The 21,718-nt window shown below is 67.3% G+C and carries 16 protein-coding genes; 9 read left to right on the plus strand and 7 right to left on the minus strand.

Going from position 1 to position 21,718, the window contains the following annotated elements:
* Position 1: 1 nt before the first annotated feature.
* From QW887_RS18055 to QW887_RS18070, 4 genes are all read left to right on the plus strand, one after another.
* A complete protein-coding gene (locus QW887_RS18055) occupies positions 2-850 on the plus strand; it encodes a MaoC family dehydratase N-terminal domain-containing protein (RefSeq protein ID WP_316194774.1) in 849 nt (282 codons plus the stop codon).
* 175 nt (positions 851-1,025) lie between these two features.
* Positions 1,026-2,648: a benzoylformate decarboxylase gene (mdlC, locus tag QW887_RS18060; RefSeq protein ID WP_316194775.1), complete on the plus strand. Its 1,623-nt coding sequence runs from the start codon at positions 1,026-1,028 to the stop codon at positions 2,646-2,648.
* Positions 2,649-2,691: 43 nt separating this feature from the next.
* Positions 2,692-2,967 carry a hypothetical protein gene (locus QW887_RS18065; protein WP_316194776.1) on the plus strand — a complete coding sequence of 92 codons (276 nt, stop codon included), beginning with the start codon at positions 2,692-2,694 and terminating at the stop codon, positions 2,965-2,967.
* 4 nt (positions 2,968-2,971) lie between these two features.
* Entirely contained in the window at positions 2,972-4,771 is a 1,800-nt protein-coding gene (locus QW887_RS18070) for a hypothetical protein (protein ID WP_316194777.1), read from the plus strand.
* 395 nt (positions 4,772-5,166) lie between these two features.
* Here the strand turns inward: QW887_RS18070 and QW887_RS18075 are convergent, their stop codons facing one another.
* The 4 genes from QW887_RS18075 to trhA form a co-directional block, all read right to left on the minus strand.
* Positions 5,167-6,861: an outer membrane beta-barrel protein gene (locus QW887_RS18075; RefSeq protein ID WP_315713982.1), complete on the minus strand. Its 1,695-nt coding sequence runs from the start codon at positions 6,859-6,861 to the stop codon at positions 5,167-5,169.
* 285 nt (positions 6,862-7,146) lie between these two features.
* Entirely contained in the window at positions 7,147-7,800 is a 654-nt protein-coding gene (locus QW887_RS34935; RefSeq protein ID WP_410052613.1) for a hypothetical protein, read from the minus strand.
* 649 nt (positions 7,801-8,449) lie between these two features.
* Positions 8,450-9,244, minus strand: a complete 795-nt coding sequence (locus tag QW887_RS18085) for an SDR family oxidoreductase (RefSeq protein ID WP_316194778.1) — start codon at positions 9,242-9,244, stop codon at positions 8,450-8,452.
* A gap of 24 nt (positions 9,245-9,268) precedes the next feature.
* Positions 9,269-9,964, minus strand: a complete 696-nt coding sequence (gene trhA, locus QW887_RS18090) for a PAQR family membrane homeostasis protein TrhA (RefSeq protein ID WP_316194779.1) — start codon at positions 9,962-9,964, stop codon at positions 9,269-9,271.
* A gap of 191 nt (positions 9,965-10,155) precedes the next feature.
* Here trhA and QW887_RS18095 point away from each other — a divergent pair, with 191 nt between their 5' ends.
* Together QW887_RS18095 and QW887_RS18100 are read left to right on the plus strand one after the other, a co-directional pair.
* The gene (locus QW887_RS18095) at positions 10,156-11,619 is read left to right on the plus strand and encodes a YcjX family protein (protein ID WP_316194780.1); all 1,464 of its coding nucleotides are present in this window, start codon (positions 10,156-10,158) and stop codon (positions 11,617-11,619) included.
* On the plus strand, positions 11,616-12,641 hold the full coding sequence (locus tag QW887_RS18100; protein ID WP_316194781.1) for a TIGR01620 family protein: 1,026 nt from the start codon (positions 11,616-11,618) through the stop codon (positions 12,639-12,641). The genes QW887_RS18095 and QW887_RS18100 overlap by 4 nt, the downstream gene beginning before the upstream one ends.
* 6 nt (positions 12,642-12,647) lie before the next feature.
* On the opposite strand, the gene QW887_RS18105 is transcribed toward QW887_RS18100, so the two are convergent.
* On the minus strand, positions 12,648-14,153 hold the full coding sequence (locus tag QW887_RS18105) for a glycosyltransferase family 39 protein (RefSeq protein ID WP_316194782.1): 1,506 nt from the start codon (positions 14,151-14,153) through the stop codon (positions 12,648-12,650).
* 224 nt (positions 14,154-14,377) lie between these two features.
* Here QW887_RS18105 and QW887_RS18110 point away from each other — a divergent pair, with 224 nt between their 5' ends.
* The 3 genes from QW887_RS18110 to QW887_RS18120 all read left to right on the plus strand — a co-directional run bounded on the left by QW887_RS18110 (position 14,378) and on the right by QW887_RS18120 (position 18,019).
* Positions 14,378-16,105, plus strand: coding sequence for an adenylate/guanylate cyclase domain-containing protein (locus tag QW887_RS18110; RefSeq protein WP_315713976.1), 1,728 nt, complete (start codon positions 14,378-14,380; stop codon positions 16,103-16,105).
* A gap of 252 nt (positions 16,106-16,357) precedes the next feature.
* Positions 16,358-16,558 carry a cold-shock protein gene (locus tag QW887_RS18115; RefSeq protein WP_315713975.1) on the plus strand — a complete coding sequence of 67 codons (201 nt, stop codon included), beginning with the start codon at positions 16,358-16,360 and terminating at the stop codon, positions 16,556-16,558.
* 252 nt (positions 16,559-16,810) lie between these two features.
* Positions 16,811-18,019, plus strand: a complete 1,209-nt coding sequence (locus tag QW887_RS18120) for a CoA transferase (RefSeq protein ID WP_315713974.1) — start codon at positions 16,811-16,813, stop codon at positions 18,017-18,019.
* A gap of 1 nt (position 18,020) precedes the next feature.
* Here the strand turns inward: QW887_RS18120 and QW887_RS18125 are convergent, their stop codons facing one another.
* Both QW887_RS18125 and QW887_RS18130 read right to left on the minus strand, forming a co-directional pair.
* Complete coding sequence (locus tag QW887_RS18125) at positions 18,021-19,595, minus strand: hypothetical protein (protein ID WP_409977922.1); 1,575 nt, start codon at positions 19,593-19,595, stop codon at positions 18,021-18,023.
* 128 nt (positions 19,596-19,723) lie between these two features.
* Positions 19,724-21,655, minus strand: a complete 1,932-nt coding sequence (locus QW887_RS18130) for a hypothetical protein (protein WP_315713973.1) — start codon at positions 21,653-21,655, stop codon at positions 19,724-19,726.
* Positions 21,656-21,718: the final 63 nt, after the last annotated feature.

The following is a 21,718-nucleotide window of genomic DNA, read 5'->3' on the forward strand; positions in this document are numbered from 1 at the left end:
CATGACGGACACGCTCGATCTCGATCACCTCCGGCAATGGGTCGGCCGCAGCGCCGAGGCCACCGACCTCGTCACCCCGCAGCTCACCAAGGGGCTGCGCGCGACGCTGTTCCAGGAGATCGGCGAACCGACAACCGGCGACATCGCGCCCTACACCGTGCACTGGTGTTTGGGCCAGCCGGTGTTTCCGCACGATCAGCTCGGCCCCGACGGCCATCCGACCCGCGGCGGCTTCCTGCCGCCGGTACCCTTGCCGCGCCGCATGTGGGCGGGCGGCGAGGTGCAGTTCATCGATCCCTTGCGCGTCGGCGATGTCGCGACGCGCCTTTCGACCATCACCGACGTCACCCTGAAGAGCGGCTCGACCGGCCAGCTCTGCTTCGTGTCGGTGGAGCATGTCGTATCGACGCCGCGCGGCGTCGCGATCCGCGAGCGCCAGGACATCGTCTATCGCGACATGGGCGGCGCGCAGGCTGCGCCGGCAAAAGCGCCGCCGCCTCCGCCGGTCGCGCAGCACAGCGAGACGCGTGTCTCCGATGCCGTGCTGCTGTTTCGCTATTCCGCCCTGACCTTCAACGGCCATCGCATCCATTACGACCGCGACTACGTCACCAGGGTCGAAGGCTATCCGGGCCTGATCTTCCACGGACCTTTGCAGGCCGCGCTGCTGGTCGAGTTCGCCGCCAGACTCAAGGGCAAGCCGCCGGCCAAGTTCGCCTATCGCGGCGTGCAGCCATTGTTCGAGGGCAGCGCGTTCTCGGTGAATGCGAATGACAAGGATGGCGGCCTGGAGCTGTGGACCGCCAACGCCGAGCGGCAGCCGACGATGAAGGGCATCGCGAATTGGTGACATAGACTCTGTCGTTCCGGGGCGGTGCGTCGCGACAGAATGGCGAAGCCATTTTGGCGCAGAGCATCGAACCCGGAACCTCGAGGTGAGGGAGAAGAACCGCTCGAGATTTCCGGGTTCGATGCTTCGCATCGCCCCGGAATGACGACCCACAAAAGCACCCGAGGGAACGCCTTTGGCCAAAACAACGAAAACAACAACCAAACCCGTCACCGTCAAGCAGGCCACCTTCGAGCTGCTGCGCGCCTTCGGCATCAAAAAGGTGTTCGGCAATCCCGGTTCGACCGAGCTGCCGTTCCTCAGCGACTGGCCCGAGGACATCGACTACGTGCTCGGCCTGCAGGAGGCTTCCGTCGTCGGCATGGCCGACGGCTATGCTCAGGCGACGCGCAATGCCGGCTTCGTCAACCTGCATTCCGCGGCCGGCGTCGGCAACGCGCTCGGCAACATCTACACCGCGCACCGCAACCAGACGCCGCTGGTCATCACCGCCGGCCAGCAGGCGCGCTCGATCCTACCGCTGCAGGCCTTTCTCTATGCCGAACGCCCGTCCGAATTCCCGCGCCCTTACGTCAAATACAGCGTCGAGCCGGCGCGGCCCGAGGACGTGCCGGGCGCGATCGCCCGCGCCTACTACAGCGCGATGCAGCCGCCTTGCGGGCCGACCTTCGTCTCGATCCCGATCGACGACTGGATGCATCCGGCGCAGCCGATCACCGCGCGCAAGGTGAGCCGCGAGCTCGGCCCCGATCGCGCCGCCATGGACGAACTGGTGAGCGCACTTGCCGCCGCGAAGAATCCCGCGCTCGTGGTCGGCCCCGGCATCGACCGCGCCGGCTGCGTCGAACTGATGGTCGAGGTCGCCGAGAAGGCCAAGGCCGCGGTCTGGGTCAGCCCGTTCTCGGCGCGCTGCTCGTTTCCCGAGCGCCATCCGCAATTCCAGGGCTTTCTGCACGCCTCGCCCGGACAATTGTCCGACGCCCTGAAACCGCACGACCTCGTCGTCGTGATCGGCGCGCCGGTGTTCACCTTCCATGTCGAGGGCCACGCCGCGATCTTCGACGGCGCCACCACGCTTTATCAGGTCACCGACGACGCCGAAGGCGCCGCGGTGCCGCCGGTCGGCACCAGCATCATCGCCACGATGCGGCCGGCGCTGTCGCTGCTGCTGGAGCTGCTGCCGGAGACCGGGCGCGCGGCGCCGAAGGGCCGCGTGCTACCCGACGCGCCGAAGCCATCCGATCCGATTCCGGTCGACTATCTCCTGCACACGCTGGCGCAGGCGCTGCCGGCGGGCAGCGCCGTGGTCGAGGAGATCCCCTCGCACCGGCCGGTGATGCACAAGTACATGCCAATGCCCGGCGCGGAGTCGTTCTACACGATGGCGAGCGGCGGGCTCGGCTACAGCCTGCCGGCGGCGGTCGGCATGGCGCTGGGCCGTCGCACCGGCCGCACGGTGTGCCTGATCGGCGACGGCTCGGCGATGTATTCGCTGCAGGCGCTGTGGACCGCCACGCAGCGCAGGCTGCCGCTGACGGTCGTCGTCATCAACAATTCCGGCTATGGCGCGATGCGCTCGTTCAGCCAGGTCATGCAGGTGCGCAACGTGCCCGGGCTCGAGCTGCCCGGCCTCGATTTCGTCAAGCTCGCGGAAGGCATGGGCTGCGACGCAGTGCGCGTGAACCATGCCGCCGATCTCGCCGGTACGCTGACGCGAGCCCTCGCCCATGCCGGCACGAGCCTCGTCGAGGTGATGGTCGACGCCGCGGTCCCGCTGCTCTACGCCCAGAAGGGCTGAGCCGCCGTTCGCACAGCGGACGACTTTCACGGCATATGCGACAATGCGTCGCATCTTCAATGGCGGCGGCATAGCTCGCCGCGAAATGCTCATCGGCCCGCCGCAACCGTGCAACCGGCGTTCCGACTGCAACCGTTTGTTTCAAAAGCTTTCTGTTCCCCTGCGCCATCTCGTCGCGGCCGGCTTGCCGCAAACATCGCGAAATCCTGCCGTCAGCTTGCAGGCAGACGCCTTGCTGCTTGCAAGGTCCGACCATTCTGCAAGCCAAAATCATTTTCAAAAGGTTCCATCATCCAATCCAGCGTACCAAGGGAGTTGAGCTGATGGCGGATAAGAAGAATCTTCAAACCGCGGCGTCGAGGACCGATCTCTATCGCCATGTCAGCGTGCTGGCCCTGATGTCCGCTCTGGCGGTGACGGCGCTGCCGCATCAGGCCCATGCGCAGGCCATGACCACCGCCCTTGCCACCTCGGCCACCACCAACGCCGCCGCGAAGGCGGCGCAGGAGGCGGCGGCGAAGGCCGCAGCCCAGGCAGCCGCCAAGGCGGCCCAGGATGCCGCTGCCAAGGCTGCAGCCGCTGCCGCCGCCAAGGCCGCGCAGGACGCCGCCGCCAAGGCTGCGGCAAACGCTGCGGCAAACGCTGCCGCCAAGGCTGCAGCGAACGCTGCCGCGAAGGCGGCGACCGACGCGGCAGCGAAGGCCGCAGCCAGCGCCGCTGCGAAGGCCGCGGCCGGCGCCGCCGCCAAGGCTGCGAACACCGCTGCGACCACGGCAGCCACCACCGCCGCGGCGACCGCGGCGAGCACCACCACCAAGACGGCGGCCGTAACGACCGGCACGGCTGCGGCCAAGCCCGTCGCTGCCGCCGCCACGGCCGCGACGACCGCCGCCAAGCCCGCCGCTGCCGCCACCGCCGCAACGACGACGACCGGTATGGCCAAGACCGCAGCCGCGACCAGCACCACGACGAGCGCGGCGAAGCCGGCCGCTGCGGCCGCCGCGGCAGCGACCACCACCGTCGCGGTCGCCAAGGCCACCGCGACACCCGCAGCCGCAGCGACGCCGGCCAAGGCGGCTGCCGCGGCGTCGAGCAGCACCGATGCCGTCGCCAAGGCCAACGCAGCGGCCGCGGCCGCCGCGCAGACCGCCGCCGCCGCCGAGGCGCAGGTCGCTGCCGACCGCAAGGCTATCGACGTCGCGCGTCAGGCCGAGCAGAACGCACGCGGCGCCGCGATCGAGGCCCAGGAGCAGGCCGAGAAGAACCCGACCGCCGCCAACCAGGCCGCGGCGACCGCGAACGCTGCGAAGCTGACGGCAGCCTCGGCCGCGCTGCAGGCCGCGTTCCAGAAGCTCGACAAGGACATCGACGTCTCCAACGAGGCCAAGGAAGCCGCCAACGCCGCCAAGGACACCGCGCGCGAGACGGCCGAGGCCGCCGGCAAGGCGGCCCAGCAGGCCGGCCAGGCGGCCGGCAACGCCAACAATGGCGGCAATGCCAACAATGGCGGAGCGGCGGCCGGCAACGGCAACAACAACAATAACAACAACCAGCAGAACCAGGCGGCCCAGGAAGCCGCCGAGCAGGCCGCGCTGCAGGCGGCGTTGAAGACCGGCGAGCAGGCACGCGCGGTCGCCCAGCAGAAGACCCAGGCCGCGCAGGCGGCTGCGACCCAGAACCAGAAGACGGTCGAGGCCGCGCTGAACCAGAAGATCGGCACGATCGATGCGACGGTGGAAGCGGCCGAGCAGAAGGTGAACGCCGACCGGCAGGCGCTGGAGCAGGCGCGTCAGGCCGCGCAGCAGGCCAAGCAGGACGCACAGGAGGCCGCCGAGGTCCTCGAACGCGCCAACAATGCGGCCAACCAGGCCGCACTGGCGGCGGCCCAGGCCAAGGCGCAGACCACCGCCAACGCCTTCAACCAGGCCAATGCGACGCTGAATGCCGACAATCAGGCCCTGACCCAGGCCCGCGAGACCGGCGAGCAGCAGGAGCAGGCGCTGCGGGCCGCGGCTCAGCAGCAGATCCAGGCCGGCTACACCGCCGCCCAGCAGGCCACCCAGGCTGCCTGGGCCGAGGCGCAGCAGATCGGCAACGCTGCGCTGGCCGCGCTCGAACAGTGAGACCGCTGCGCTCCGCGCCGCCTGTCGGCTTACGCCGGGCGGCGCGGACACGGATAACGATAACAAGACCATCACCAGCCGCATGCCGAACCAATCCGGGACGACCCACGCGTCGGCGACCTGACCTCATCCCGCCGCGTGAGACGCCCGGGTCCCCCCACCCGACCGGCATGCATTGCCTTCAAGCCCCGTCCCCTGCGGGGCTTTTCTTTTGCGCGCGACAGACCAGCCGGTTGTGGTCGATGCAGACCAGCCGCGTCGTTCGCAATCCGGTCAGACATCCGTCGCGGCGTCTGGATCCCCGTCGGCGTCGCACCCGCGCTGTCGCGCGGCTTGCCCGGGACGACGGCGGAGATGCAGGGCGGCGAAGGTGCGCCACCGGACCCGGCCGCTGCTCAATATTGGAATCGCACGCCGACGACGCCGACCACCGTCATGAAGTTGTTGAGAGCGATGTTGGAGCGGGTCCATTCGGTCCGGACCTCGCTCTTGAGCTGAACGTTGCGGTTCATCTTGTAGGTGCCGCCGGCGGCGACGAACATGCGCTGGTCGACGCGGCCGATGCCGACGAACTGATCCTGGCCGTAGCCGCCGCGCAGCGTGCCGATCAGCCACGGCTCGAACTGATGGTCCATCTGCAGGATCACGTCGCGCGACAGGATGCCCGAGACGTTCATCGCCGGCGTCTCCGAGGCCTGCGAGCGCGCCACCAGCACGAAGGTCGTGGCGTCGGTCGCGGCCCAAGCGAGCGTCGCATCCGCGATCACGCCGTTGATGTTCGGCATCAGCGGCGAGTCCATGCGGCGCGAGAGATAGCCGACCGAGGCCTCGCCGGTCAGCGATCCCATGTTGACGACGGCGCCGCCGCGCGCGGTGATGCCGCTGGAATCGCGGCGCTGGCCGTTGAAGTCGACCTGCAGATCGTGGTTGCGCCGATCGAAGCTCATGTCGACGAACGGCGAGATGTTCGGCGTGAGCACATAGGTGACGCGGACCTGCGCGCCCGGCTGGGTGTAGTTGCGGTCCTGCGTCCGCAACGGCACGTTGGCCAAGATCAGCGCGTCGTTGAACATGACGCGGTCGGCCGATCCCTTGAATGCGATCTCGGCGGGACCGATCTTCTGCAGCACGCCGGCGCTGCCGCCGAACGTCGTGGCGCGCGGCAGCTTGAGCGCGCCCGGAAGCGCCAATGCATCGTTGACGAAACGCGCCTCGCCGGTGATCGCGGTGCCCTCGGTGACGTCGTAGCGCCCTTGCGCCCGCGCCTCGAACGTCGGATGGCTGAGCGAGCGGACGTTGCTGTCCTCGGTGTAGGCGCCGCGGAAATCGGCGTTGAGCTGATGCCGCTCCCATTGCGAGCGGACCGCGACCTCCGTCGCCACGATGGCGACCGGTGAGCCCTGCCCGCCGTTGCGCCGCGTGGGATTGGTGTCATAGCCGGCCTGGATCTCGACGGCCGGTTTCACCAGGAACGACCCGACCGTCACGCCCGTCGGATCATAGGGCTTCGCGTCGGCGGTCACCGGCTGCGGCTTCACCGTATTCAGGTTGCGATCGGGAAGAACGTCGCGGTTGCGCAGCACGGCCGCGGGCTGGGCGGTTGCCACGGTCTCGTCTGGCTTGGCCGGCGGCGCCTCGGCGGCTGCCGCGGGCTTTGCCGCGATCTGCCGCGCAGCCGGTTGCGGCGCGGCGCGTTGAGCGTCTCCTGCCGGCTCGGCCGTGGCCACGCGCGCGCCACGGGCGGGCTGAAACGCGGAGAATCCGAAGCTGCCGACCGGCGCGCCGGGCCTGCCCGGCGCGGCCAGCGACGGCGCACCGGCCTCGCGCACCGGACGCAGCAATGCGCTCACGCCACGCGGGTCCTGGCGCATCATCAGCGTCCGGCTGTCGTTGGTGATCCGCGGAACGTTGTAGTAGATGCTGCGCGCCGTCACGTGACGAAAGAACAGCCGGTCGGCGCGTCCCGGGACGACGTCCGTCGGCTTGGCCTTGATGGTCTGCTGCGCGGACGCGCCGTCCACCACCATCACGGTCAGCAGCAGCACCTCGACGAGCGCGAGCGTGACCCCGCGGTGGGATCGCGTCACCATGAGCCGCTTGGTCCGCACCGCGAACGCGCCGGTCTTGTGTGGTGAATGAGCCTGCAAAGCAATGCCGGGGGTATGCCAATATCACGCGACGAGGTCGGGTCAGGGCGCCGTCGCGATGAATACGCAGCGCATGCACGCGACGAAGCCCCTTGCCTTGGAGATAGCCGGCAAACGTCGGCGGAAGTTTTGCCGAGCTGGGAACATTTCAGGCGAGATTGAGAGCTGTTCGCAACGAGCCGCCGCGGAGCGGCGCCGAAGCATCTTCACGTTCGTAGAAAGCACTAATTAGTTGAAACGGTGACGATCGCTGCGCGGCTTCGCGGAAGCCGGCGAAATTCGGACTTCAGCATGAAGCTGCTTCGACCACGATCGCTCGCGTTCGAGACCGCTCGGCGATCGCGGGCCTTGCGCCATCGGCGACAGCCGACGCCTGTCAGATTCAGGACGCGAGGAAGCCGCCGTCGGCCGCCAGGACGTGGCCGACGACGTAGCACGACGCGTCTCACCGCGATGCAGCTCGGCGCGGTCCCGCACCTGGAAAAATCCAGCGTCAGCCGCATGGTCCGCAAGCTGATCGACAGCGGCGAGTTGCAGGAGGCAATCGATGCCGGCGACGCCCGCATCAAGCCGCTCTGCCTCACGGCCAAGGGGACGGAAGACGCTGGCCACGCTGCACGCCTTCGGCCGCCAGCAGGTCCGCGGCGCCCTGTCGGCCCTGTCGAAGGCCGAGCGGCGCACGGTGCGCGAGGGCCTGTTGCTGTACGCCCGCGCGCTCGAAGCCTGGCGCGCGGCAGAGCAGGACATGCAACCGTCGGAGCCATGAGAGCGCCCGACGAGCAGATTGCGCATACACACCATGACGAAACTGCCCGTCGTGTTGAAATGCCGCAGCACGCGGCCTTGCACCGTCGGGCAAATCAGGACGATCTTTCCGCGCATCCCGCCTCACCACGGAGGGGCGTTGCGCGCGATCGTCACGACACGCGAGGCGGGATGCGATGGCCGTGGCCATGCCGCAGCGTAGCTTGCTACGCGGACGAACGGCGTGGCCGCGGACGTGAAGTCGCAGCGTCCTGACACCCCGATGCTGGTGTTACGTTCGCGATGGCGCTGATGCGCCGCGCGGACAATGGTGGCCAACAGCCCGGCGCACCAGGGAGACTGCGTATAAGCGTGAAGACCATCGCGCAGGGAATGCCGGTGATCGGCTGCACCTGTGGTACCTGCCGCCTGCATTTTTTGCTGCAGGCGGGCCATGGGTGAGGCCTTCACCCGGCATTCCCTGCGCCCTTCGAATCTTGAAGGGACAAGTCAACTGTACAGCTCGGGCATGATGTGCCGCGAGACGGCGCAATGATGTCTATCGATGTCTGATCAAGTCCGCTGCCCATGATGTCCGCACGATCTCTCCTTAGCGTCATTCCGGCGAACGCCGGATCCATACGCCGCGGTCGAAAACCTCGAGCGAGATGGTCGACGCGCGTGGCTCGAACTGCACCCTGGGACTATGAGTCTCCGTGTTCGCGGGGACGACCGCGCAGGGCGTTGAGGCCGTGCGCCGTCACGTCGACTGACGATGGTCGCAGACCTACTTCCCGAACTCCTCGCGCATCCTTGCCTGGATCTTGGCCATGCCGCCGAGCCAGCGGTCGTAATTCTCGGTCTTCTTGCGCATGTAGCCGAGGACCTGCGGATGCGGCAGGATCAGGAAGCTCTCCTCGGCAAGGCCTTTCAGCACGTCCTGCGCGACCTGCTCCGGGCTCAGATCGCCGTCGCCGGATTGCGGGCCCTTCGGAATCGATCGCAGCATGTCGGTGTCGACGCCCTGCGGGCACAGGATCGAGACCTTGATGTTGTCGGCCTTGTGCGAGATCGCGAGATTCTCCGCAAATCCCACCGCGGCATGCTTGGTGGTGGAGTAAGGCGCGCTGCCGACCTGCGACAGCAGGCCGGCCGCGGAGATCGTGTTGAGGAAATAGCCGCCGCCGCGCGCCTTGTAGCGCGGGATCAGATGCCGCGCCGCGTAGACATGCGCCATCACGTGAATGGCCCAACTGCGCGCCCACGGCTCGTCGGAGGTGCCGCCGACATTGACCGACAGCGGGTCGAAGCCGCCGCCAATGCCGGCATTGGAGCAGAACAGCGCAATGGGCCCGAACTGCCGCTCGGTTTCCTCGATCACGTGCCGGATGTCGGCCTCCTGGGAGACGTCGCATCTGAAGGCGGCGCCGCTGATGCCATCAGCGACGGCCTTGGCGCCGGCTTCGTCGAGATCGGCTACGATCACCTTGGCCGCACCGGCGGCCGCGAAGGCCTCGCACAGCGCCTTGCCGATGCCGCGGGCTCCGCCGGTGACCACAACAATCTTGCCGGTCACCTGCATGCAAAGCCCTCCTCGTGGAATTTTCTAGGTCAAGACCAGGTCGAGCACTGCGGTATAATGAAAGCCGGCGCCCAGCAACACGAAACCATGCCAGATCGCGTTCTGGAAGCGCAAGCGCCGCCACGAGTGGAAGATGACGCCGAGGCTGTAGAGGATGCCGCCTGTGAGCACGAAGGCCAGGACCGAGGGCGGCATCACCGAGATCACCCGGTCGTACATCATGACGCCGCTCCAGCCGAGCGCGAGATACAGCCCGATCGAGAGCGCGTCGAAGCGGCCCGGCCAGCGCAGCTTCAGCACGATTCCGAAGATGGCGACGCCCCAGACCCCGAGCAGCAGCGCGGCCGAGAACACCGTATCCTTCAGGGCGGCGATGAACGGCGTATAGGTGGCTGCGATCAGCACGTAGATGGCGGAGTGGTCGAAGCGGCGCAGCACCCATTTGGTCGGCGACACCGGCCACAGATTATAGGTTGCCGACAGCGTCAGCATCGAGAGCAGTCCCGCGACGTAGATCGACACCACCACGATGTCGACGGCGCTGGCATAGATCGAGGTCAGCACGACGAGCACGGTTGCGGCGACCAGCCCCGCGGCGATGCCGACGACGTGGACGACGCCGTCCGCGATCATCTCGACCTTGTCGTAGTTCCAACGCATCGCGCCGGTGGCGGCATGGACGGAGGTCGAGGCGAGCTGCTTCAGTTGAAATACGGTCATGTCAGAACCTGGTGCCGGTTTTCCGGGACAATTGTGCCGGAAGGATTATGGTTTCCAGTGGTCAACGTTCCGTTCAAAGTCTGGTTCTATCCGGAAACGGGCCGGAATTGTGAGCTTGAATCCGGCGTTTTGCATCGCCACCTGTCAAAAATCGCTCACGCCCTTTTCAACTGGCGAATTCCCCTCCTCCCATGGTGACCTTTTCCGAACTCGTCGAGGAAGCGCGGCTCTCGGCCCGTGCCCTGCTCGATTATGGCGAGAGCTTCCTCAACCCGACCGTCCGCCTTGGCGTCACCGGGCTGTCGCGGGCCGGTAAGACCGTGTTCATCACGGCGCTGATCCACGACCTCGTTCGCGGCGGGCGCATGCCGGTGTTCGAGGCCTTGGCATCGGGCCGCATCGCCCGCGCATATCTGACGCCGCAACCCGACGACGGCGTGCCGCGCTTTGCCTATGAGAGCCATATGCGGGCGCTGGTCACCGAGCGACGCTGGCCGAGCTCGACCGTCGACATCAGCGAGCTCAGGCTGGTGATCGAATTCCAGCGCGCCAATGGCGCCGAGCGGACGCTCACGCTCGACATCGTCGACTATCCCGGCGAATGGCTGCTCGACCTGCCGCTGCTGAACAAGAGCTATGAGCAGTGGGCGCGGGAAAGCCTCGCGCTGTCGCGCAGCGAGCCGCGCGCGCATGTCGCCAAGGACTGGCACGCGCATCTTGCGACGCTCGCCCCCGAAGGCCGCGAGGACGAGTCGGCGACACTCGAGGCCGCACGCCTGTTCACCGACTACTTGCGTGCCTGCCGCGACGAGCGCTTCGCCATGAGCCTGCTGCCGCCCGGCCGCTTCCTGATGCCGGGGAATCTCGCGGGCTCGCCGGCGCTGACCTTCGCGCCGCTCGATGTCCCGGCCGACGGCCAGGCGCCGGCCGGCTCGCTATGGGCGATGATGGCGCGCCGCTACGAGTCCTACAAGGACATCGTTGTCAGGCCGTTCTTTCGCGACCATTTCGCCCGGCTCGATCGCCAGATCGTGCTGGTCGACGCGCTGGCGGCGTTCAATGCGGGCCCCGAGGCGCTGCACGATCTCGAGGCCGCGCTGACCGGCATTCTCGATTGCTTCCGCGTCGGACGCGGAAACATGCTGACGGCGCTGTTTCGGCCGCGCATCGACCGCATCCTGTTCGCGGCGACCAAGGCCGACCATCTGCATCACACCAGCCACGACCGGCTCGAAGCCGTGCTGCGGCGCGCGGTCAACCGCGCGGTGGCCCGAGCCGAGAGCACGGGCGCCGCAATCGACGTGGTGGCGCTGGCCGCCGTCAGGGCGACGCGCGAGGCGCTGGTCGCCCGCGGCCGCGACAAGCTGCCGTCGCTGCTCGGCACGCCGGCGGCCGGCGAAAGCGCCAATGGCGAGATCTTCGACGGCGACACCGAGGTGGCAACCTTTCCGGGCGAGCTGCCGGCCGATGCGGAGGAGCTGTTCAAGGGCGGCGCCTATCGCGGCCTGTCGAGCGCTGCCGCCGACGGCACCGACTTCCGCTTTCTTCGCTTCCGTCCGCCTTTGCTGGCCCTCGATCCTAGCGGCGAGCCCGCTTTGCCCCATATCCGCATGGACCGCGCCCTTCAGTTCCTGATCGGAGACCGGCTGCAATGAGCGAACGCGCCAAGCATCGTCGTCCCCAGACCTTCCGGCTCGATGATCCCGACGTCGTCGTGGTCGATGCCGAAGAGGCCGTCCGGCCGGGCCGCGGCACCATCCAGATCACGCCAGAGGCTGATCCGGCGCAAATGCCGGTGCCGGTCGAGACCGTCCTGCCGGCGCGGCGCAGCTTCGGCTGGGGCGCACTTTTCTGGGGCTCGGTCGCAGGCCTCGTCCTGCTCGGCCTCGGCCTCGGCGTCGTCAGACTGATCGAGGATCTGTTCGCACGCAGCGAGGCCCTCGGCTATGTCGGCGCGGGGTTCGCGGCCGCAGCCGCGATCGCATTGGCGGCCGTCATTGCCCGAGAGACTTACGGGCTGGTGCGTCTCGCCACCATCGAGAAGCTGCACCAGCGCGCGGCCGCGGTGCTGCTGTCCGACGATCGCGCCGAGAGCCGCGAAGTGGTCGCCGAGCTGTTGCGGATCGCACATGCCAATCCCCGCCTGGCGCGTCCGCGTGCCGCGCTCGCCGGCCACGCCGACGACATCATCGACGGCGGCGACATGATCAAGCTTGCCGAGCGCGAGCTGATGACGCCACTCGACAGCGAGGCGCGGCGTCTGGTGTCGGTTGCGGCGCAACGGGTTTCCGTGGTCACGGCCGTGAGCCCGCGCGCGCTGATCGACGTGCTGTTCGTCTTCGTGGCAAGCTTGCGGATGATCCGGCAGCTCGCGCGGCTCTATGGCGGCCGTCCCGGCGCGCTTGGCATGATCAGCCTATTGCGCCACGTCGTCGCGCATCTCGCCATCACCGGCGGCATGGCCGCGAGCGACAGCCTGATCCAGCAGGTGCTGGGCCATGGCATCGCGGCAAAACTGTCGCAGCGGCTCGGCGAAGGCGTGCTCAACGGACTGCTCACGGCGCGGCTCGGCCTCGCGGCCATCGACGTGACGCGGCCGATGCCGTTCGCCGCGCTGCCGCGGCCGGCGCTGGCGGATCTCGCCAAGGATCTGCTGCGCAAGCAGGACGACCAGTAATGAGGCTCAGGCCCGCGGCGTGGAATCGAGGACGCCGGCGAGCCAGCGCCATTGGTACAATGGCGAGTCCGGTGGCGGCGCCAGTTCGGGAGTCCAGCCCGTCAGCCTGCCGAACGCGTAACTGTCCATGACGCGGCCGCGCCAGCTCCGCTCGACGTGTCCGAGCGGCTCGCGGTGCGCGGTCGTGTCCGCCAGCAGCGGGCCGGTATTGTTCGGCTCGCGCACGACATAGAGGCCGGCATGTCCTGCGATCAGGTCCATGCCAGGATCACGGAAGCCGATGAAGCGGGCCCGCTCGTTGATCTGGAGCACCGGCACGCGGCCGCGAAAGAACCACCGCATCATCGCATAGGTGCGATAGTCGGAGGTCGCGATCCAGGTCGCGCCGGTCTTTTGCAGCTCCTGCTCGACCCGCGCCGCCACCTGCTGATAGCCCGCCTCGGCGCCGATCGGATCGGCCCGCCCGAGAAAATTCCACGGCGCAACGACGTAGTAGAGAAAGATCAGGACCACCATGGCAATGCCGCTGACGACGGCGATCCGCGCCCAGCGCACGGTCGATCGGACGAACCAGGCGGACGCGCCGTCCTGCGGCAGCTTGACGATGTTGATCGCGACCGCCGCAAACCCGATCGGCCACATGAACATCGGCCAGGTGTCGCCGATCCGCAAGGTGAACGATTTCCAGAGGAAGTAGAGAAACGGCACCAGCACCGCCGTCGACAGCAGGATGGCGACCGGCTCACGCGTGCGGTAGCCGCGCCAGGCCGTGAAACTCAGCGCCGACAATGTGACCGGCAGCAGGACGAAGCCGACCTGTCCGAACTGCAATCCGAGATAATCGCCAAGCGTCCGCAACGAAAACTCATGCGGCGCGGTGGCGCGAACGAACTGGAAGCGGAACGAGGCCCAGTCGTGCTGCGCGTTCCAGATCAGCACCGGCGAGAACAGGGCCAGCGCAATCAGTGCTCCGCACCATGGATAGGGACTGAGAAGCCAGCGGCTGCGCCATGCCGGAACGAGCAGGAACGCCGCCACGCCCGGCAGCAGCATGACCACCGTGAATTTGGACAACAGCGCCAGTCCGCCGAACAGTCCGGCGGCGAGCCACCAGCGTTCATCGCCGCTCTCGGCGAGGCGCACCAGCGCCCAGATCACCGCGAGTGCAAACGGGATCGCCGCGACGTCCGGCGCCACCTTGGCCATCAGCAGGCCATAGTAGAGCGCTGCCTCGGGCAGCAGCACCGCGAGGATCACGGCCCGCATATCGTGAGTGGTACGGCGAACGATGTCGGCGAGCAGGAGCTGCGTCACCCCCATCGCGAGGATGCCGGCAAAGCGAACGCCGAGATTGGTATCGCCGAACAGGGCAGTGCCCAGCCGGATGAACCAGGCGATCATGGGCGGATGATCGAGGAAGCAGAGCTGCAGCTCCTTCGACCAGGTCCAGTAATAGGCCTCGTCGGTGCGCAGATCGAGCGTCCCGGCATAGACGATGCGGATGATCGTCATGCTTGCGATCACGGCCGCAGCCATCAGCCACGCAGCGCGCGTGGATCGAGACTTTGGGCTGTCGATGCCTGGGGAAATGGCCGTCACGCGGTGCTTTTCCCCGACTCCGCCGGGCGAGTCAACGTTCGCGCGCAGCTCGCGCCGCCGGATGACCGCCGCCACCAGCCCTCTAGGACAACAGGGAATAAATCTCTAGCATTGCGGCTCCAGATCATACGGACCACATGACCATTTCGATTTACCATCGTTTGCGGTCGACCTGTCGCGGCATCGGTGTGCGGCAGGTGCGGCTGATCTGCGGCTTCATACTCTTCAGCTACTTGCTCAGTCATTTTTTCAACCATGCGCTCGGCAACATCTCGCTGCAGGCGCTCGCCGAGGGCGTGTCCTATCATGTGGCGTTCTGGCAGTTTCTTCCGATCGCCGTGCTGTTCTATGCGGCCGCTCTTACCCATGGCGGGCTCGGCGTGTGGGCGCTTTATCAGCGCCGGCAATTCAGCCGCAACACGATGGAGCCGCTGCAACTGCTGCTCGGCCTAAGCATTCCGGCGCTGATCTTCAGCCACATCGCCGGCGTCCGCATCGGACAGACCCTGTACGGACAGGAGAAGCTGTACCCGCAGGTCCTGTACTCGTATTGGACCGGCCCGTCCTGGCGGATCTGGTTGATGTCGGCAGCCCTGCTGACGTCATGGACGCATGGCTGCATCGGGCTGCACTTCTGGCTGCGGCTCAAGCCGTTCTACAAGCGCGCGGCGCCGTGGCTGCTCGCCTGCGCCGTGCTGCTCCCGGCGCTGGCGCTGCTCGGCTTCTATCGTGGGGGCCGAGACGTCATCGCCGCCAACGCAACACCGCAGTGGCGCGCCGAAAATCTTTCGTTGAGGCAGACCGGCACGCCATCTGAACAGGCGGTGCTGGAGACCATCATGAACGGCTTCCTGATCGGCTATGGCGGCCTGATCGGCTTGGCGCTCGCCGCGCGCGGCGTGCGAGCAGTCCATGAGCGACGTGGCGGCATGGTCACGCTATCCTACAACAATGGCCGCTCCATCCGGGTGCCAAAGGGTTTGTCCGTGCTCGAGGCCAGTCTGCGCAACAACGTACCGCATGCCAGCATGTGCGGCGGCCGCGCACGTTGCTCGACCTGCCGCATCAGGGTGATCGGAGATCCCGGCGCGCTGCCGCCGCCCTCGCCTCGCGAGGCCTTCGTGCTCGCGCAGATCGGCGCGGCGGACCCGTCGGTCAGGCTGGCCTGCCAGTTGCGCCCCACCGGCGATCTTTCATTCTTCCAACTGTTCATGCCGAACCCGACACCCGGCGAGCGCGGCAGCTCGCGCGCCGGAATCGGGCAGGAGCGCTACCTCGTCAGCCTGTTCGTCGACATGCGTGGATCGACCGGCCTCGCTGAGAAACGGCTGCCGTTCGACGTGGTGTTCATCGTCAACCGCTTCCTCAGCGCCGTCTCCCAGGCCGTGCTGGCGAATGGCGGGCAGCCCAATCAGTTCGTCGGTGACGGTATGCTCGCGCTGTTCGGACTAGCCACCGATTCACATGTCGCCTGCGGCCAGGCGATCCAGGCGGCGCGTGACATCGCGGCCAATATCGCCGAGCTGAACGCGTTCCTCAGCCATGATCTGCATGACCCGATCCGCTTCGGCATCGGCATTCACGGCGGCGAGGTGATCGTGGGCGAGATCGGTTATCGCGACCACATGGTGTTCACCGCGCTGGGCGACGCCGTCAACGTCGCATCACGACTGCAGGACATGACGAAGACCCTCGGCTGCCAGGTCATCATCTCGGACGAGGTCTACGCGCGGGCGCGACTCGGCTCCGACGTGCTGCCGGAGCGCGAGGTCGAGATTCGCGGCCGCGCCGAGCCGATGCGCGTCAGGACGGCCATGGACGCCGCTGAACTCGCGATGCTCTCGGACGAGGGGACGGCTGCGTGACGAGTTGCGTTGAACCTGTTTGCAGCCTGCGCTGTCATACCGAGAACGGTTGCAGCGGGTCCGCGGTGACTGGCGGAACGGTGGCACTGCGGTCAAAAGCCGCAAAGTCGCCACGATATCGATCATTTCGGGCCAAAACCGCCCGCTGTTTGCGCTATCACGCCTGTCACAACCGCAGTAGTCTCGAATTCCGGGCCTGACGGTTTGCGGGGACCGCGGCTCGTACTCGGATTGGTCCCGCGGAGGCGACGTATGGCTAAAGGTACGGTCAAGTGGTTCAACCCGACCAAGGGCTATGGCTTCATCCAGCCCGCGGCCGGGGGCAAGGACATTTTCGTTCACATCTCCGCAGTGCAGAAGGCCGGGCTGGCGACCCTCAACGAGGGCCAGACCATCGAGTACGACGAGATTGCCAACCGCGGCAGGAGTTCGGCCGAGAACCTGAAAGTGTAGCGGATCAATTGGCGCGCCATTCCGCCTCGCGGCTTTTCGGCGCGATCGTTTCCCTCACCAAACCAGCATGATTGTCGACACGTCGAAATAGACAGGAGCGGTGCCCGCTCCTGATCACATCTTTGCGTTTGTTTGTAGTTTCAGCTCCCTCCCCGCCATTGCCTCGCCCGCCCGACCCGGGTCAAATGCGCCTCGAACCGCGCCGTCAACGTAATTCCAGCGCGCGGAAACAAGCGACGGGAGCGACGCAACATGGACGACAAGGGCATTTTCCATGGCCTGAAGGTGCTGGACTGCGCGAGCTTCATCGCGGCCCCCGCAGCCGCCACCGTTCTTTCCGATTTCGGCGCTGACGTCATCAAGATCGAGCCGCCCGGCGCCGGCGATCCCTACCGCAACCTGCCGAACCTGCCGGGCTATCCGCGCAGCGAGCATAACTACGCGTGGTATCTCGAAGCCCGCAACAAGCGCAGCCTCGCACTCGACCTGTCGAAGCCGGAAGCGCAGACCGTGCTGCAACGGCTGGTAAGTGAAGCCGATGTCTTCATCACCAATTTCCCGCCGTCGGTCCGCGCCAAGCTCGGCCTCACCCACGAAAAGCTGGCGCCGCTCAATCCGCGGCTGATCTATGCGTCGTTTACCGGGTATGGCGAGAAAGGCGAGGAAGCCGACAAACCCGGCTTCGATAGCAATGCCTATTGGGCGCGCTCCGGACTGATGGACCTGGTCCGTGCCGACGAGAGCACGACACCCGCCCGCTCCGTCGCCGGGATGGGCGACCACCCCTGCGCAATGGCGTTCTATGGCGCGATCGTCACGGCGCTTTACCAGCGCGAGAAGACCGGCAAGGGCTGCCACGTCGCCTCCAACCTGATGGCCAACGGGGTCTGGGCGGCCTCCGTGCTTGCTCAGGCCAAGCTTTGCGGCGCGACCTTCGTCGAGCGGCGGCCGCGCGAACGCGCGCTGAACGCAGTCGCCAATCACTACAAATGCCAGGACGGCCGCTGGATCATGCTCTCGCTCCTCAATGAGGAGAAGCAGTGGCCGATCCTCGCCCGCTGCCTTGGCCGAGAGGAGCTGATCGACGATCCGCGCTTCGTCACCAAGGCCGATCGCCACGCCCGCTCGGTCGAACTGATCCACGAGTTCGACGCGGTGTTCGCGACCAGGCCGCTGGCCGAATGGCGCCGGATCCTCGACGGCAGCGGGCTCGTGTTCGGGGTGGTCGGGATTCTCGACGACATTCCAAACGACAGGCAGATGATCGAGAACGAGGTGCTGGTGCCGTTCGAGAACGACACCATGCTGACGGTCAACAGCCCGATCTTCATCGACGGCCAGCGCAAGGTCACCCCGCGCAAGCCGCCCGGCATAGGCCAGCACAGCGACGAGATCCTGCGCAGCGCCGGCTTCGACGACGAGGCCATCCGCGACCTGCGCGCGCGCGGTGCGGTGGCCTGAGCTAGCGCGTCGCGATGAAGCACATGCCGAACCGCGTCGCCGGGCCGGTCTGACAGGACAGGTTCGCGGCGCAGGTCCAGGTCGAGAAGCTCTTGTCGTTGTCCGCGGCCGCGGCGTGGCTCGCGTAGCAATGCCCGCCCCAGCCGTCGTTGTAGACCGTGCCGGCGAGCTCATCGCTGCCGCGCAATTGCGGGCGGCTGGCGAAGCCGCGCGAGAAATCCGGAGTCCGCCCCTCGGCAAAGGCGGTGAGGATGTCGCGCCGGCGGACCTGGTCGCCGAAGAAGTGCGGCGAGCCCGGCACCACGACGGTGTTGGACGGCTTCTCCGCCATCCAGTCGACGCCGGGAAAGTGAAAGCCGCCGATGCCGCGGGTCTGATGGCAGCCGCCGCAGCTCGAATCGTTGAGGCGTCGCTCGAAGCCCGCGACCGACCGGATGTTCTGCAGCACGATGCCCTGCGCGGCCGCCTTCTCCAGCGCACCGACCACGTCGGCCTCGGTGAACACCGCGCCCTGCCCGGCCGCGCTCCCCTGCACCAGCCCGTAGGCCGGCAGCAGATCGGAATTGACGAATCCGACCGGGGTCGGCGCCACCGCAACCTTGGCCAGGAACTGCTCGGGGATCACCGCGGTGCCGCGGTCGAGCTCACCGAGATGGACGGGGTCGAGCAGCCAGGCCTTGAACTCGCGCGCCAGCGCGGCATCCGCCAGCAGCCGGTCGCGATCGACCTGATCCTCCAGCACCGCCTCCTCGAACGTCCCGCTCGCGGCCTGATAGTCGAACACCTTCATCATGTAGTCGGTGCGGAAATCGCGGATCGCCGATTTCGGCGCATGCGCGATCTGCAGGTTGGTCTCGATGCGATGGATGTTCTCCGACCTGATCAGCGCCAGCGGGCCGTCCGGCGCCGTCAGCTTCGCGGCAAGCTCAGGCCCGGTCAGTTGCAGATCGGACGTCGCCAGCCACCGCTTGGCGATCTCGGCACAACTCGGCGAATTGCTCTTGGCCTCCGCATCGCTGCGCGCCTTGAGCACGATGTTGAGCGTCATCGGCAGCCGCGGCGAGGCGACCTCGCCATCTTTGGCCTCGGGCGGCGTGGTCCGCGTCAGGCGGTACAGCAGCCGCACCTCGCCGCAATGGTCGGGATCGACGAAGGCGCGATCCATGCGATTGACGACGCCGGCCAGCACGAAGCGGGCATCGGGCGAATCGAGCACAGTGCGGTCGAACAGCTGGAACGCGTAGGACGTACCGATGCCGATGCTCTCGTTCGGCAACGTCGTCTTGTGCTTGTCGACGTAGCGGTCGAACTCCGTGTCGAGCGCCTTGCGTACGGGCATCATCGACGGCAGCGCAAACAACGCCGCGTCGGTCAGCGGCGCATCACTGGCGTGCGCAAGCATCTTCCCGAGGCCGAACGCGCCGTTGTCGAGCTCACGCAGCGCGAACGGCTCGAGGATGGCGGCGCCGCGCTCGACCGGCGGGCTCTCGTCCGCATGAGCGAGCGGGCCGCAGCACAGCATGACAAGGCCGAATACCGACAGTCGCAAGACGCGCCTCCTCACTTCCACGAACATGCAATTGAGGGCCTGCTAGTCCTCGAAGATAGCCGAAAGGCGGGCGGCTTCGGACAATTGTGCGACGAGGCGCCTCACGTCGCGGTGAGGCGCCTCGTCCAGATTCGTCTCCAAAAACAGATGGTCCGTCAGCGCGCGACGACAAGCCCCTTGGTGGTGACGACCACCCAGCGACCGTCCTGCTTGCGAATCGCGTCGACCTTGCCGAGGCCCGGCACGGGATCGCCGGCATAGACCTCGTAGAGGCCACCGCGGCCCTCGATCAGCGCGCCGCCACGACCGACGTCGCGCAGCACCCAGCCCTCGACGACCTTGGGCTTGGTGGCCTCCGTGCGGTTCGGCTCGGGGCGAGCGGTCTCCGCCCTGGCCGGCTCGGCCCGGCTCGCCTCTGCCCTTGCTGCTTCGGTCCTGGCTGCCTCGGTGGTCCTGGCCGCGTCGGCCCGGCTCGCCACGCCCGCGGGCGGCGCCGCCGCATTGATCGCCCCCACCGCCTGCGGCGCGGACGCGGCGCTGTCACGCGCGGGGGCTTGCGCGGTCGCGGACGCCTGCGCGGCGCGCAGCCGGTCCACGGCCTCGCTCAGACGCTGCAACTCGCTCGGCTTGGCCGACGATTTCGTCGACAGATCACCGAGGATCTTCTCGAGCCGGTCGAGACGCTCCGCGGACTTGTTGAGCTCGACGAGGCTCGTCTGATTGGTCTGGTCGAGGCTCGCCTTCAGCGCGGCGACATCATTGTCGATTCGCGCCACGGTCGCGCCAAGCGTGGAATCCGCAGCCTCGCCGGCCGTCGCATCGGCCGCGTCGCCGCCGCCGGAGCGCGTGACGAATTTGGCCGTGACCAGACCACCGGCAACGCCGCCGACAACCATCGACAGCAGCAGGATCGCAGCCATGGCCGGTAGGCCGAGCCTGCCGTTCACGGCATGCGGCGGCGGGGTCTGGCCCGGCTGCGGAGGTGGCAGCGTCGCTCCCGCAGCGGCCGTGCTGGCCGCCGTTGCGGCAGCGGCCGCCGGCTTGGACGCCGCATTGAACTTGAAGGGCTCGGTCTTGAACTTCGCTTTGGCCCAGGCCGCGGCCTTGTCGACCGCGGCAAAAGCACCCGCCCTGGTCGCCGGTCCGGCATCCGCCTGGACTGGCGTGACCGGGCGCGTCGCGGACGCCCCGGGTTTGGCCGCGGATGCCTGCTTGGCAACGGGCTCCGACTTGGCATCCGGTTTGGCATCCGACTTGGCAACAGTCTCCGGCTTGGCAGCCGGCTCAGGCCGAACGACGGCTTCTGTCTTGGTGGCAGCCACCGACTTGATCGGCGCGTCCGGCTTGATGGCCGTCTCCGGCTTCGGCGCGGCCGCTGCCATCGGGCCGACTTTCGGCGCATTGGCCGCGAGCATCGACAGCTTTGGTGTCTCGACCTTGAGGAGCTCACCGGCCGCAGCCGTCTTGATCGGGTCCGACTTGACCGGCTCCGTCCTGATCAGATCCAGGATCGTCGAGGGAGGTTTCGCAGCACTCGAGGCTACTGCAGCTTCGACTTTGCCCGGCGCCGCAACGTTGCCCCCCACCGCCTGGGGCTTGGTCAGCTCCGGCTTGACCTTGTCGGATTTGCCCTTGTCGGACTTGACCAGGTCGAGCCGCGCGGGCTCGGGTTTGGCTCGCTCCGGCTTCACCGCTTCGATCTTGGAGGGCTCGATTTTTTCCTGCTCGGCCGTGAGGGTTTCGACCTTGACCTGCTCGGGCTTGACCGGCTCGACCTTGGTCGTCCCGATCTCGGTGTCGGCCATCACCTCGGTCTTGATCTCGGACTGGCTGGCCTCCGGCTGTGGCTCGGGCGCGGTCACCGCTTCCACGATCTTCGCCTTCGGGTCGATGCCCGGACGGTCAGCCGCCGGCGCTTCGTGATCCGGCGCGATCATGGGCGGGGCGACGGTCGCGATCGCAGGCACGGCCAGATCGACTGCATCGGGGACTGCGGATGTCTTCGGCATCGGGTCGACACTCGCACTGGCCTTGCCAGTGGTACCGGCCACGCCAAGGCTGGCCCGTTCGGGCTTTTGGTCGCTCACGTTCAGAGTCTCCGCATGACGTTGAGCACTTGGTAACCTTAGTTAGCGTTCGATTGATTGCCA

This window comes from Bradyrhizobium sp. SZCCHNRI3052 (assembly GCF_032484895.1).
GTDB lineage: Bacteria > Pseudomonadota > Alphaproteobacteria > Rhizobiales > Xanthobacteraceae > Bradyrhizobium.